At 62.1% G+C, this 14784-nt stretch carries 8 protein-coding genes; 6 read left to right on the top strand and 2 right to left on the bottom strand.

What is annotated here, in order from left to right:
* Positions 1-20: 20 nt before the first annotated feature.
* The 6 genes from J8C05_RS01180 (at position 21) to J8C05_RS01155 (ending at position 8781) form a co-directional block, all read left to right on the top strand.
* Complete coding sequence (locus J8C05_RS01180; RefSeq protein ID WP_211422415.1) at positions 21-1676, top strand: hypothetical protein; 1656 nt, start codon at positions 21-23, stop codon at positions 1674-1676.
* Positions 1677-1862: 186 nt separating this feature from the next.
* Positions 1863-4061: a carbohydrate binding family 9 domain-containing protein gene (locus J8C05_RS01175; protein WP_211422414.1), complete on the top strand. Its 2199-nt coding sequence runs from the start codon at positions 1863-1865 to the stop codon at positions 4059-4061.
* A gap of 244 nt (positions 4062-4305) precedes the next feature.
* The gene (locus J8C05_RS01170; RefSeq protein WP_211422413.1) at positions 4306-6138 is read left to right on the top strand and encodes an ATP-binding protein; all 1833 of its coding nucleotides are present in this window, start codon (positions 4306-4308) and stop codon (positions 6136-6138) included.
* A gap of 4 nt (positions 6139-6142) precedes the next feature.
* Positions 6143-7288 carry a glycerate kinase gene (locus tag J8C05_RS01165; protein WP_211422412.1) on the top strand — a complete coding sequence of 382 codons (1146 nt, stop codon included), beginning with the start codon at positions 6143-6145 and terminating at the stop codon, positions 7286-7288.
* Positions 7285-8526, top strand: coding sequence for a glycosyltransferase (locus tag J8C05_RS01160; RefSeq protein ID WP_211422411.1), 1242 nt, complete (start codon positions 7285-7287; stop codon positions 8524-8526). The genes J8C05_RS01165 and J8C05_RS01160 overlap by 4 nt, the downstream gene beginning before the upstream one ends.
* A 33-nt stretch (positions 8527-8559) precedes the next feature.
* A complete protein-coding gene (locus J8C05_RS01155; RefSeq protein ID WP_211422410.1) occupies positions 8560-8781 on the top strand; it encodes a DUF5522 domain-containing protein in 222 nt (73 codons plus the stop codon).
* Here J8C05_RS01155 and J8C05_RS01150 read toward each other — a convergent pair.
* Positions 8742-10388 carry a class I adenylate-forming enzyme family protein gene (locus J8C05_RS01150; RefSeq protein ID WP_211422409.1) on the bottom strand — a complete coding sequence of 549 codons (1647 nt, stop codon included), beginning with the start codon at positions 10386-10388 and terminating at the stop codon, positions 8742-8744. The two genes, J8C05_RS01155 and J8C05_RS01150, sit on opposite strands and share 40 nt — an antisense overlap.
* A 135-nt stretch (positions 10389-10523) precedes the next feature.
* The gene (rpoC, locus tag J8C05_RS01145; protein ID WP_211422408.1) at positions 10524-14726 is read right to left on the bottom strand and encodes a DNA-directed RNA polymerase subunit beta'; all 4203 of its coding nucleotides are present in this window, start codon (positions 14724-14726) and stop codon (positions 10524-10526) included.
* Between the last annotated feature and the right edge of the window lie 58 nt (positions 14727-14784).

Genomic DNA, 14784 nt, shown 5'->3' with positions numbered 1-14784 from the left:
TACTTGCGCCCAAAACCCGAATGCAAGCTCAAATCCTGTCGTCTCCACGATTGTTTTTTGTGAAATCCTGTGCGCATTGGCTGGCTGCCGGGCTGTTTTTGTTCGTCGGGGCGGTCTATGTCCTGATGAGTCCCGGCCGGATTGACATCATTGACGGTCAGTGCCGCTTCGAGGTGGCGCGCAGCTTGGTGGAAGCCGGACAACCGACCCTGCGCGACCCGGCGCTCCAGTGGATTGGCGTTCGGGGAAAAGACCAGCGGCTGTATAGCCACTATGGTCTGGGTGCTTCGGCAATGGGCGTGCCACTGGTAGCCCTCGGCAAAATCGGCGACGACTGGAAAGGCGAACGCCAGCGTTTTCTGTTTTCCCTCACCTGCGCCCTTGTTGGCGCGGGATTGGCCGTAGTGCTGTTTTTCTTTCTGCTTGACCTTGGCGTTTCTCCCGGTCGCGCCGTGGTGTGGACACTGGTCAATGCCTTTGCCACATTGACGTTTATTGGCGCCACGACGACGTTTGACAACCTCCAGCAGGCATTGTTCGTCCTGTGTGCTGCCTGGTGCGCCTACCGCAGCGCCCGGCGGCAGTCGGTCGGGTATGCCCTTGCCGGGGGACTGTGCGCCGGCTGGCTGGTCAACTTTGTCGAACACCTTGTGCTGCTGTGGCCCTTTCTGGCGCTGATGTGTTCGCGGGTGAACATCACCCGGCCTCCATGGTCTGGCGACATGCGTCCCTGGCTGACCCACCTCTGGACGGACTTCTGGAAGACGGACGCCGGACGCGCTTCACTGCAACGCATCGCAGCCTTCAGTCTGGCCTGCGGCGTTGGGCTGGTGATCTTCGGGGTCTATAACACGCTTCGTTTCGGGCATCCTCTCGCCACCGGCAAGTTCGACATTCCCGGACATCCTTCCTTCTGGGGCAATCCGCTCTATGGTGTGCCGGGCATCCTCATCAGCCCCGGCAAAGGGGTATTGTGGTACAGCCCGCCGATCTTGCTGGCGTTCTTTGGCTACGCCGGGTTGCGGGCGCGCGCGCCTATGGTGGCGCAGATGACCCTGGCAGCCTCGGTGGTCCTCGTCGGCTTCATCGGGTGCATCTCGTTTTATGGTGGCGACTGGTGCTGGGGGCCGCGGTATCTGCTGCCCATCCTGCCGCTGTGGTCACTGACCTTTGCCTTTTTGCCCTCAAATACCCTGATGCGCTGGGGGGCGGTGGTCATCGTCGCCGTCGGGCTGGGGGTGCAGGCGCTGGGATTGAGCCTCGACCACCAGCGGTTCTTTCTGGAACGCTGTCTGCCGCCGCACTTCTGGGCAACGGACCCGGGCTTTTATTTCCGGGAAAGTGCGCTGCTGGCGCGGCCGGCGGAACTGCTCGATCCGGTCAACCCGTCGGCACGGGACAAAGCCTGCTGGTTTCGGCCCGGCCCCTACGACGACACCAACACCTATTGCATCTTTGGGCTGTCACCTGAGTGGGCGGACGATGGCCCGCTGTGGGCGCTCAACTTTGAGGTGTTTTACGTCGGCCGCCCGTGGCCCATCTGGATGCCCCGCCAACCCCGCGAACGGCAACCGATTCCGCTGCGCTGGTGGCTGTTCGGCACGCTCACGGCCGGCGCCGTCGGCTGTGGCCTGCTGGCTTATGGGCTACGACGAGGTAGTGTCACGGGGTTATGACCACAGCGAATGCCACAATCACCTAAGCTGGTTCCTGCCAAATACAGCAGACTGTTCTCCGCAGCGGACTTGACAGCCGGTTTCACTCGGGCATAGGCTCTGAAGCAGCGCAGATAAGATTTATCCTATCTGCGAATAGCGGTACAGACCGAATCCGTTGCAAGCTTCCAGCCGAAACCCATGAGGATGCCGTTCCGTACCGCTGTGGGATTACTCACCTGCCTGCTGACCTGGCTTCTGGTGGCGACCGGCACAGGACGGGCAAGCGCAGCGGGAGACACGGCACTCACGTTGCCGCTCCTTGCCACACCGCCCGTAGTGGATGGCAGGCTTGAGCCGGACGAATGGCAGGTAGCCGTCAAGGTCGAACTGCCATTCCAGGTTGAACCGGGCGACAACGCCCCGGCTTCAGAAAAAACAGAAGCCTGGCTGGCACGTGATGATCAACACCTGTACCTGGCCTTCCAGGCGCACGACACGGATTCGCAGTCCATTCGCGCGCGCGTGACCCGACGGGACGACATTGACGATGATGATTATGTCATCGTGATGCTTGACACCTACAATGACCACGTGCGGGCATACCGGTTGAGCTTCAACCCGCTGGGCATTCAATCCGACGGCTTTATCAACCAGGAAGGAGACGTTGACAACACTTGGGACGGCATCTTCAGGTCAAAGGGGCGCGTCACCGCCAATGGCTATGTGGTCGAGATCGCGATTCCATTCAAAACCCTGCGTTTTCGGGCTGGTAAGGATGCGGTGTGGGGACTGCATCTCCAGCGGTGGATTGCCCGCAAAGCCGAGCGCACGTCATGGCAGCCCGTGTCACGCCAGGTATCGAACCTTCTGGTTCAAAGTGGCGAACTCCGGGGGTTTGACGACCTGCGGATCAGTCGCACACTTGATGTCGTTCCTATCGTCATCGGCTCGCTCAACGACGAACGACGCCCTGACGGACGGGTGGCCACCTTCCGCAAGGCCGAGGCCGGGCTTACCGTCGCTTTCTCCATCACACCCAACATCACCCTCACCGCGACGGCCAATCCCGATTTTTCACAGGTTGAAGCTGATACGCCGCAGGTCAATGTCAACCAGCGCTTCATACTCTTTTTCCCGGAACGTCGGCCCTTCTTTCTGGAAGGACAGGAATTCTTTCGGAGTCTGGCCGTAAACGAACAGTACAACGGGCTTTCGCCGTTCAACAGTCGGACCATCGTTGATCCAGACTGGGGTGCCAAGCTGACAGGCAAAGTTGGCCGGAATACCTTTGCCTTTCTGGCGGCCAGCGACCGTGCGCCCGGCAAGCGGGTGGCTCCCGGACAGACTGGAGCCGGCGCCAATGCCCTGTTCCTCGTTGGACGCTACCAGCGGGACTTCTGGCGGGACTCGGCCATCGGCGGCTTTTTCACCAGGACGCACTGGGCCGGCACAACCAACCAGGCGGCAGCGGTGGATACGCGCGTCCGTGTGCGCTCAGATACCACGCTTCGGGGGCAGTTCACGCAAACCCAAACCACCACGCCCGACGGACTGACACAACGCGGCAAATCATTTACAGTCAACTACAGCTTATTCGGGCGCAACTGGCGCATTTTTGCCGATCACCAGCAGGTGGACCCCACGTATCGCAACGATGCCGGGTTCGTGGATCGAACCGGCTACCAGGGAACATTTGCTGAAGTGGGTTATGCCTTTCGTCCGGTTGATGACAGAAAGTGGTATGCCGAAATCTGGCCGTTCGTCCAGGCTTATCGCTCACAAACCAGCACGGGATTCCCCGAACTCCAGAACGTCAAGCCTGGTATTGATGTGACACTGCGCCGGGGTATTTTTTTCTATGCGGGCTATGAGTTCAACCGCGATGGCTTTGCCGGCAGGGTTCTTTCACACCGGGCAGTGCAACTACGACACTCGGTTACGCGCTTCAAGCGTCTGACATTTTCGGGCAACCTGAGTTTTGGAACCGGACTCAACCTTGACCCCTCCAACACCACGGTTGGTCGGCGTCTCGACCTGCGTGAAACCATCACCTTTCGCCCCAATGAACGACTCAACCTGGAACTGCTCTATCTGAAAAGCCGCCTGCGCGACCAGCGCACCAGGAGTCCCTTCTTCGATCAAAATATCTTTCGCCTGCGCACAACGTACCAGTTCACCCAGAACACATCCTTTCGCGGGCTGTTTGACTACGACAGCGCCGCCCGTCGCTTTGGGCTGAGCGTGCTCTATGCCTATAACCCATACCCCAACACAGCGGTCTTTGTGGGCTATAACGACTTGCTGTTCAACGGCTTTGACCCTATCGCCGGACGCCGGACGCCGGGACTTTTTCGCCAGGCCCGGACGTTCTTTTTCAAGCTGTCATATAACTTCCGGCTTTGAGTGCCGCCTTGGTGTGAGCGGCAGAACAGCCAGTTGTGTGGATGGCTGCCTCAAGACTTCCTGCAATTCACATCGAAACCGTTGCCCAACGGGCAGGCGCCCAGGCACTTCGGACTGGGCCGGGAAACTGCCAAAGCCCCCCTCCCCTCCCGGCGAACGTGTATGAACGGCAGACTACGTTGATTGCTTACGTGTAACAGCCTGTTTTAGACTCCGCTCATCCATTGGTCAGATGGGCCTTTCCATGTCTTCTCCAGAACCACTGTTTGCAGCCTATTTGCAGGCGCTCAAGATCTGCCTCGACGATCCGGCCGGCCTTCCAACGGCGCTCACCTCCCTGACGGCATCACTCGCGGCAGCTTCCACCGACACACACCGGCTCACGGCGCTTCACCATGAAGCCTTGGCAGCCCTGCTTGAAGCGGGAACCTTGTCTCCGTCCGCCCTGATGCGTGCCGGAGAGCTGCTGGCGGCCCTGCAGGACGAACAGTTCCACGCCCGCGAAGCCTCCCTGACAACCCAAACCTGGCACCGGCTTTTCGACCACTTTCCGCTGCCGGTCTGGTCGTTCGACCCTCAAAACCTGAAGATTGAGTACGGAAACGTCGCCGCCCTGGAACTCTATGGCTATCCAGCCGATGAGTGGGTGGGGATGGATGTGCGGCAATTGGCCACGACAGATACGGCTGTTGCCTGGCAGGACTACCTTGTGCAGGCCCCCTGCCAGAAAGTGGCGATGGAAAGGTTCACCCAGCCGGTGGCCTGGCGGCATCAGACCAAAGCGGGTGTCCCCATCAGTGTGCACCTCTCCCTGGCCCGTCTGGAGCTGTGCGCCAGGGAATTTTGTGTCGCCGTGGCCGAAGAAACCTTCGGCCGGCAACAGCGGGAAGAGCAGTTCCGGCGCATGCAGCGCCTGGAAGCCATCGGGCAACTGACCTCCGGCGTGGCCCACAACTTCAACAACATCCTGTCCGTCATCCAAGGCTATGCCGAAATGATTGGGGCGCGGTCCAGCCAGCTCGATGCGCGCCTCGCCAAGCAGCGGTCGTCCATTCTGACGGCAGCCAAGCGTGGCGCTGAACTCGTGCGGCAGCTTATGATTTTCAGCCGCAAAAGCGACTCCGTTGCCCTCGTTCAGGACATCAATCCGGTTGCGGCCGAAACGGCCGTTCTCGCCGAGCGCATCCTGTCGGCGCGGGTGACATTCACCAGGCAGCTTCATCCAGAGGCCTTGTTCGTGTCCATAGACGCCGGACAGCTCTCGCAGTGCCTGCTCAACCTCATTGTCAATGCGCGGGATGCCATGCCGGAAGGCGGCACCCTGACCGTGAAGACGACGCGACATTTCCTCACGGAAGACCAGCTTATCCCCTCACCGGAACGCATCCGGGCCTGTGCCACCCCGCCTGCGCCCGGCGATTACGCCGTCATCGCGGTTTCGGACACCGGCGTTGGCATGAGCGCCGAAACGCGCCACCGTCTCTTTGAACCCTTTTTCACCACCAAACCAGCCGGTAAAGGCACGGGTCTCGGCCTGGCGGCCGTCTATGGCTGTGTGACCGAAGCCGGTGGCTTCATTGAAGTGGAGTCCAAACTTGGGTTGGGAACGACGTTTCACCTGTTCCTGCCCATGGCCGAAGCCGATCCGAGCCTGGTGCCCAGAGCGCGTCTGTCCTGGCGTCCGACCGGCAACTACGTCGGTCTGACGGCGCTCGTCGTCGAAGATGAACCGGACCTGCTCGAACTCGTCTGCGAGTGGCTCACCGATGCCGGCTTTTCAGTTCTCTCCGCCCAAACCGCCGAAGAGGCGCTTCACCACATCGTGGCGCAGAGTGGCAAACCCATTCACCTGCTCATCACCGATGACATCCTGCCGGAAGGCGGCGGACAGCGTGTCTTTCAGGACATCGCCAGAGAATATCCGAACTGCCGGTGTATTCTCATGAGCGGTTCTTTTGGCGCCCGCGACCGGGCGACGGATTTGCCGCTGGACACGGTGTTTCTGGCCAAGCCCTTCAGCGAAAATGAACTCCTGCATGCTGTCAAACAGGTCGTGACCGAAAAGAAGCCTGAATAAGCGCGTGATCCTCATCGCTCCCAACGGGTTCAAAGGTACGCTTTCGTCGGTGCAGGCGGCCCGGGCCATAGCCTTGGGCTTGCATCGCGCCCATCCAACGCTCGACTCCACAAGCTTTCCGATGAGTGACGGCGGGCGCGGCTTTCTCGATGCCATTCGCCGCCTCTCCCCACACCTGCGGAAACACCAGACGAACGTGCACCCACCGGTTGGAAGGCGTATTCCGGTCACGTTTCTTCTGGGCGAAGACGGGACAGCCTATGCCGAAATGGCGCTGGCGTCGGGGCTTGATCTCGTGCCGGAAACAGCCCGGCGCCCGGCGCACCTCTCCAGTCGCGGGACGAGCGAACTGCTCCGGTCCATCATGGCGCGCCCGCAGGTGCACACCATCGTGCTTGGTCTGGGCGACACGGCGACGATGGACGGCGGCGCCGGGGTGTTGCAGGCGCTTGGTGTCCGGCTGCTTGACCGCGATGGCAACCCGGTGCCTCCCGGCAACGCGGGCCTCGGTCAGGTGGAGCGGATTGAAGGGCCTGAACCGGACAGCCCGCCGGAAACCTTCCGGGCGCGCGGCGGTCGCCTCATCTGCGCCTGTGACGTGCTGCATCCGCTGCTCGGCCCCAGCGGCGCGGTCCATACCTTTGCCGAACAGAAAGGCGCGACACCCGACGAACTGCCGCAGCTCGAAGCCAACCTCCACCACTGGGCCGAGGTCCTTGAAGCCGTAACCGGTCGCCGCGTCCGCGACCTTCCCGGTACTGGCGCGGCCGGCGGTACGGCCTTTGCCTTGGTTGCCTGGCTCGGCGCCGAACGGGTACTGGGCGCGCGCTGGCTGACCGAACACCCCCGCTTCCAGGCTGAACTGACCCGCGCCACAGCGCTGCTCACGGGTGAAGGACAACTTGATGAACAGTCCCTTCACGGCAAGTCCACGGGATTTCTGGCCGCACTGGGCGCGCAGCGCCACCTGCCGGTGGTGGCCTTTGCCGGGCGCGTCCGGTTGACCGAAGCGCAGTGGCGCGCCGCCGGGTTTACGGCCGTTTATGAACTTCCGCCCCATGCACCCAACCAGGCCGTCCGCACGCTGTCCGGCTGTGTCGCCAGGGCCCTGGCCGGTATGGCGCTGAAGCCGAGTGGTCAGACCCTATGACCGGAGGACTGGTCACACACGGGTTTGACCTGCTGCTGCTACCGCTGCTGGGCCGCGCCCTGCTTCGGCTCTGGGAAGGCTTCCAGCTCCTTGCCTGTGTGCGACGCTTTGTTGCCGCACGGGCGCATCCCAAGGACTACGCGCCCTTTGTGACCGTCATTGCGCCGTGCAAGGGTGATGACGACGGACTGCGTCGCAGCCTGCCGCGACTGGCCGCCCTCGACTTTCCCGACTACGAGGTGGTGTTTGTCGTCGAAAGCGAGACCGATCCGGCTTATCAGCAGCTTTCCCAATGGGTGCTGCAACATCCCGGACGCCTCCGCCTTGTTGTCGCCGGGCTGGCCACCGACAGCGGTCAGAAAGTTCACAACCTGCTGGCTGGTGTGGCAGCCGCCCGGCCGGACAGTGAAGTGCTGGCGTTTCTCGACTCCGACATCGAAATCCCGCCCGACTGGTTGCGCGAACTGGTCGCACCCCTTGGCGATGAGCAGGTTGGCGCGACCAGCGGCATGCGGTGGTACTCGCTGGACAACGCTGATCTGCCCAGCCTGTGGCGCGCACACTGGAACACCGTCATCCTGACCAACCTCAAACCCGGCGGATCGAGCTTTGTCTGGGGCGGCTCGATGGCGCTCCGGCGGGCGACGTTCGCACAACTCCGCTTGGCCGAACGATGGCGTGGAACACTCAGCGATGACTACGTTGCCAGCGCCGCCCTGCGCGCCTACCGGCGACGGATGGTGTTTGTTCCAACCTGTCTTGTGGCCTCATCCGATGGCCTTGGCTGGCGCGATCTGTGGGAGTTTACGACCCGGCAAATCCTCATCACCCGCATTTATCACCCGGCGATGTGGCGCATTGCCCTGCTCTGGTACGGCTTCTTTACGCTCGTCGTCCTCGGCATCGGGCTGGAAGGGCTGCGGGATGCCTGGGCCGGTGTGCTTTCGACAGCCCACCTGGGACTGGTCGGGCTGTGGCTGCTCGGCGGGCTGGATGATGCCCTGTCCCTGCTGGCCGTCCGGCAGGCGCTCGGCGCGCAGCACATCGGCGACTGGCGGCGGCGCATCCTGTTTTGCTGTCTCCACATCCCGACGGCCATGCTGTATGCTGCCAATACGGTCGTGTCGCTGTTCTGCCGGGTTGTTGTATGGCGCGGGATTGCCTACCGGCTCATTTCGGCGCAGCAAACCGAAATTCTCTGGCGCACGCCGCCGTCCGTCCCCACAGACTGCCCATAATGGCCGCGTTCACCGGCCCATCGGTCAAGCGGGATGGCGCTCATCGAAGGCGACGACTACTACCTTGAAAACGGCTGCTACGTCTTTACGGCGCGGTATCTTCTGGCCCGTGGGCGCTGCTGTGGTTCGGGCTGCCGTCACTGCCCCTACCGCGACCAGCCGGCGTCCCGGCAGCCGCAGCGGGAACTGTCCACGCCCGCCCACGATCAGCCGGCCTATGCGGTGAACTGGGCGTCACGCCACGGTTCAAAGTAAGCCTTCAGTTTGTTGCGCTGGTATTTGCCCGTGGAAGTCACGGGGATGTCCGTGCCAAACACGACGACTTTGGGCGACTTGTGGAAGGGCAGCCGCTCCCGCGCCGCCCGCAGGATGGTTTCAGCGTCAAGCTGGACGCCTTCCTCCAAAACGACATAAGCCCCTACTTCCTCGCCATACCAGCGGTTTTCAAAGCCGACGGCCAGCCCGCATTTCACACCGGGAATGTGGGAAAGCACGGCGTCAATCTCAAAAGGCGACAGGTTCACTCCACCCCGGATGATGAGTTCCTTGATGCGTCCGGTGATGAAGAAAAAGGCGCGCCCCTGGGCATCGCGCTCGTAGAAGCCCTCGTCGCCCGTCCGAAACCAGCCGTGGGCAAAGGTATCAGCATTCGCTTCCGGGCGCTTGAAATACCCGACCATGACGGTCGGCCCGCACACGACGATTTCCCCCCGGACGCCCGGCGGCAGGGGCTGCCCCGTGGCGTCGTGAATGGCCACGTTGCAGACCGGCAGGGCCACCCCGATGGAAGGAAAGCCCAAGGTCTGCATCCAGTGCCGGTGTTCGTCCGGCGGTAGGTCCAGCGGCAGCATCGTCGAGTAGCAGGTTGTTTCACTCAGCCCGTACCCGTGGAGCACCCGGATGCCAAAGGTGTCTTCAAACTGGCGTGCCAGTTCGACGGTCAGCGGCCCGGCCCCGCAGATGACGTGTGAAAGAAACGCCCTGGCTTCCGGCAGGAAGTGCTGGCGACGCTCCAGCAAGAAGGCAAGCAGTGTCGGAACGACGCTCACAATGCGTACCTGCTCCGCCACAAGGCGCGGCCAGAAGGTCGCCGGCGAAAACCGGTGATTGAGGACCGCCCGCGCACCGGCAACCAGCGGCGTCAGCAGCGTGACCACAATGCCGTTGACGTGGTGGATGGGCAGAACGCACATCAGCCCATCCTGCCGGGTGACGCCGTTCCAGTCGCGCAGCGCCTGGGCATCGAGCAGCAGGTTGGCCTGCGTGAGCACCACCCCCTTTGGCGCGCCGGTCGTGCCGGAGGTATAGACAATCAGGGCTTCGCGCTCCGGGGTGCAATCCGGCTCCACATTGCCAGCGCTGGCAAAGCCGGCCCGCCACCGTCCGCCCTGAAGTTCGAGGACAGCCCGCACCGCCGGAATTTGACGCGCCAGTTCGTGGGCTTCGGACAGGTAATCATCCAGCGCGAGCAGCAGCCGGGCTTCGGCGTGTTCGACAATGAAGCGCCGGCGCCCGGCGTCTTCGGTCATGTTGACCGGCGCCACACATGCGCCAAGCGCCCAGATGGCGAGATACGCCACAACGGTTTCACCGTCATTGTGGGCCAGCGTGGCCACCCGGTCGCCCGGCGCAATACCGTGCGCCCGCAATGCGGCGACGCCTACCTGGACGGCTTCCCACAACTCCGCGTAGCTCAGCGCCGTACGTTGCCCTTCAGCATCGTAGGCAACCAGCGCCGTTGCCGTCGGTTGCTGACGGGCCCAGGACTGTAGCCAGCTTCCAATCGCAGGCGCTTCAAGCACCGGCGCAGTTCCTTCGCGTAGCTGCTGCGCCAGGCGGCGCAGTTCATCTCCGGTTGGCATGATCGCAGTTGCCTCCGCAAGAGGGTTGCCGGAACAAGGTATGGCGCGGCCAAAGCAGACAAAAAAGCGCGCGCCGGGCATCGTAACCCGGACGCGCGCCGTCCGTCACCGGGGGAAAATGTCCCGTCCCCCGTGCTATTCGCTCCCCCTGGCCGCCTTGCGAACCTGGATGTCCGTTTCGGCAATTTGCGTCATGGCATCGTCGAAGTGATAGGCCGAGACATCCGTATCTTCTTCCACGGTGAAGGTTTTTTCTTCGTGGAGACGAATCCGCCGGTAGTATTCCATACCGGTCCCGGCCGGGATGAGCCGTCCCATGATGACGTTTTCCTTGAGGCCGCGCAGGTAATCCACGCGGCCCGAAATGGCGGCTTCCGTCAGAACGCGCGTCGTTTCCTGGAAACTTGCCGCCGAGATGAAGCTTTCGGTCGAAAGTGAAGCCTTGGTGATGCCCAGCAGCAGCGGCTCGGCCGTGGCCGGCTGCCCGCCGGCAGCGATCACGCGGTTGTTTTCGTCCTCGAAGCGGAAGCGATCCACCTGTTCATCAATGAGGAAATCGGTGTCGCCCACATCCTTGACGCGCACCCACCGCAGCATCTGACGCACGATGACTTCAATGTGCTTGTCGGCAATGTTGACCCCCTGGAGGCGATAGACTTCCTGGATTTCATTGACGAGATACCGCTGCAGGGCATCCATCCCCTGGATGGCGAGGATGTCGTGTGGATTGAGCGGGCCGTCCACCAGCGGCTCGCCGGCTTTGACCCGGTCGCCTTCCTGGATGAACATGTTGACGCCCTTCGGAATCGAGTATTCGCGCGTCTCGCCGTCGTCGCCAATAATCTGCACCTTGCGCTGCCCCTTGACGACGTTGCCGAACTTGACGACGCCATCAATCTCGGCCATCACGGCCGTTTCGCGGGGCTTCCGGGCTTCAAACAGCTCGGTAATCCGGGGCAGACCACCGGTGATGTCCTTGGCGCGGGTGGATTCACGCGGAATCTTGGCAATCACGTCTCCCGGCAGCACCCGGTCGCCCTGGCGGACGCTCAGGTTGGCGCGTACCGGCATCTGGTAGGCCTTGAGGACCGTCCTGCCGTCATCGCCAATGATTTCGATACGCGGCTGCCGCTTTTCATCCGTGGCCTCGCGGACGATCATGCTGCGGTTGCCGGTATTGGCATCAATGTCTTCCTGAATGGTGATGCCCTCAATGAGGTCGTGGTAACGCACCGTGCCTTCGACCTCGGTCAGAATCGAGAAGGTGTAGGGGTCCCAGGTCGCCAGCGTGTCGCCTTCCTCCACGAGTTGCCCATCCGTGACGGTCAGACGCGCGCCATAGACAATCTGGTAGCGTCCGATTTCCCGGTTGCTGCGGTTTTCGTCAATGAGGACGACGTAGCCGTTGCGGTTCATGGCGACGAGTCGGCCGTCGCGTCCCGTCACCGTCCGCAGGTCTTCAAACTTCACCCGTCCGGCCTTGCGCGCTTCATGCGAAGACTGCTCCGAGGAGCCCGTCACCGCGCCGCCCAGGTGGAAGGTACGCATGGTGAGCTGCGTTCCCGGTTCGCCGATGGACTGCGCCGCAATGACCCCGACGGCCTCGCCCAGTTCAACCATTTTTCCGGTCGCCAGGTTGCGTCCATAGCACTTGACGCACACGCCCCGGCGCGCTTCACAGGTCAGCACCGAGCGCAGTTTGACGCGCTCGATGCCGCCGGCGTCCTGAATGTCGGCCGCCAGCTTTTCGGTGATTTCCTGGTTGGCCTGCACGAGGATGTCGCCTGTCACCGGGTCAACGATGTCATCGAGGGCCACCCGCCCGACGATCCGGTCGCGCAGCGGTTCGATGATTTCTCCCCCCTCACTGATGGCTTCGACCCAGATGCCGCGAATCGTGCCGCAGTCTTCCTCCGACACGATGACATCCTGGGCGACATCCACCAGACGGCGTGTGAGATAGCCGGAGTCGGCGGTTTTGAGCGCCGTATCCGCCAGCCCCTTGCGCGCGCCGTGCGTGGAGATGAAGTACTCCAGCACGTCGAGACCTTCACGGAAGTTGGCGCGGATGGGTTTTTCGATGATGGCCCCTGATGGTTTGGCCATCAGCCCGCGCATCCCGGCCAACTGGCGAATCTGCTGCGCCGAACCACGCGCCCCGGAGTCCGCCATGACCATGATCGGGTTGAGTTCGTTGTTGTTTTTCTCGGCCGCTTTCATGGCCTCGTTCATTTCCTTGGCCACGGCTTCCGTCGTCTGCGACCAGGTGGCGATCACCTTGTTGTACCGCTCGCCGTCCGTGATGCTGCCTTCCTCGTATTCGCGCTGGAAGCGCGCCACTTCGCGGTCGGCTTCGGCAATGAGTTCGGCTTTGCGCGGCGGCGTTACCAGGTCGTCAATACCAATGGAAATACCCGCCTTCATGGCGTAGAGAAACCCAATGGCCTTGAGCGAATCGAGCATCCTGACGGTCGTTTCGAGGCCGTGGTGGAGCTGGCAGTAGCTGACCAGCGACTGCAAGCCTTTCTTTTTGAGAATCCCGTTGACGAAAGGCATGCCCTCCGGCAGGGCCTGGTTGAAGATGACCCGCCCGACCGTCGTACTGATGACCTGCCGGACATGGCGCGGGGTGGCGCGCAGCAGGTCCTGCTGGTTGCGTTCCTGCTCCAGGTCAATGAGCACGCCTTCGTAGCGCAGCTTGATGGGTGATTGCGTGTTGACGATGCCGGCGTCATGGGCAATGACCACGTCATCCAGCGTGGCGAAGGAGCGTCCCCCCTTCGGATCGTCAGCGCGCTCATAGGTGAGGTAGTAGCACCCCAAGACAATATCCTGCGTCGGCACGGCAATCGGTTGCCCATTGGCCGGGGACAGGATGTTGTTGTCGGCGCGCATCAGAACCATGGCTTCGATTTGCGCTTCGTGGGAAAGCGGAATGTGCACGGCCATCTGGTCGCCGTCGAAGTCGGCGTTGAAGGCGGTGCACACCAGCGGATGAATCTTGATGGCCTTGCCTTCCACCAGCACCGGCTCGAAGGCCTGAATCCCCAGGCGGTGGAGCGTTGGGGCCCGGTTGAGCAGCACCGGATGCTCCCGAATGACCTCTTCGAGGATGTCCCACACCTCCGGCGCCTGCCGGTCCACCATTTCCTTGGCCTGCTTGATGGTCTGGGCGTACTTCTGCTTTTCAAGCTGGTGGTAAATGAAGGGCTTGAACAGCTCCAGCGCCATTTTCTTCGGCAATCCGCACTGATGCAGTTTCAGTTCGGGCCCGACGACGATGACCGACCGCCCGGAGTAATCCACGCGCTTGCCCAGCAGGTTCTGCCGGAACCGGCCGGTCTTGCCCTTGAGCGTGTCCGACAGCGACTTGAGCGGACGGTTGTTCGCCCCCCGCAGCACCCGTCCCCGGCGGCCGTTGTCAAACAGGGCGTCCACGGCTTCCTGGAGCATCCGCTTTTCGTTGCGGACGATGACTTCCGGCGCTTTCAGGTCAAGCAGCTTGCGCAGGCGGTTGTTCCGGTTGATGACACGGCGGTAGAGGTCATTGAGGTCCGACGTGGCGAAGCGCCCGCCATCGAGCGGCACGAGCGGACGCAGCTCCGGCGGAATGACCGGGATGACATCGAGGATCATCCATTCGGGCCGGTTGCCGGAACGCCGGAAGGCATCCACAACCTTGAGCCGTTTGGCCAGCTTGAGTTTCTTCTGCTGGGAGGTTTCCTCGCGCATCTTCTGGCGCAGTTCTTCGGAGAGCGACTCGCAATCCACCCGCTCAAGAAGCGTCTTGATGGCTTCCGCCCCCATGCGCGCAATGAACTGTCCGGGATAGGCGTCAAACAGCTTGCGGTACTGCTCGTCGGTCAGCAGGTCTTTTTCCTTGATGTCGGTCATCTCGCCGGCATCCACCACGATGTAGGACTCGTAGTAGAGCACCTTTTCCAGATCACGCAGTGGAATATCGAGCAGGTGTCCAATCCGGCTGGGCAGCCCCTTGAAAAACCAGACGTGGGAGCAGGGCGACGCCAGCTCAATGTGACCGAGCCGTTCCCGACGCACGCGCGACAGGGTGACTTCGACCCCGCACTTGTCGCAGACCACACCCCGGTATTTCATGCGTTTGTACTTGCCGCACAAACACTCCCAGTCCGTGATGGGGCCGAAAATGCGGGCGCAAAACAGGCCGTCCCGCTCCGGTTTGAACGTTCGGTAGTTGATGGTTTCCGGCTTGGTCACTTCACCGTACGACCACGAACGTATTTTGTCCGGTGAGGCGAGCGAAATCCGAATGGCTTCAAAGTCGGGCGCGACGGTTGGCTTGTCCTGATGTCTGAGCATGAATGACCTCCAAAGCGGGCAATGTGACGGCCGCCGGACTGAACGGCCGTCACTGGTT

The organism is Chloracidobacterium sp. N (genome assembly GCF_018304765.1).
Taxonomy (GTDB): domain Bacteria; phylum Acidobacteriota; class Blastocatellia; order Chloracidobacteriales; family Chloracidobacteriaceae; genus Chloracidobacterium; species Chloracidobacterium aggregatum.
The sequence above is the reverse complement of the archived record's forward strand: the minus strand, read 5'-3'. Positions and strand labels throughout refer to the sequence as shown.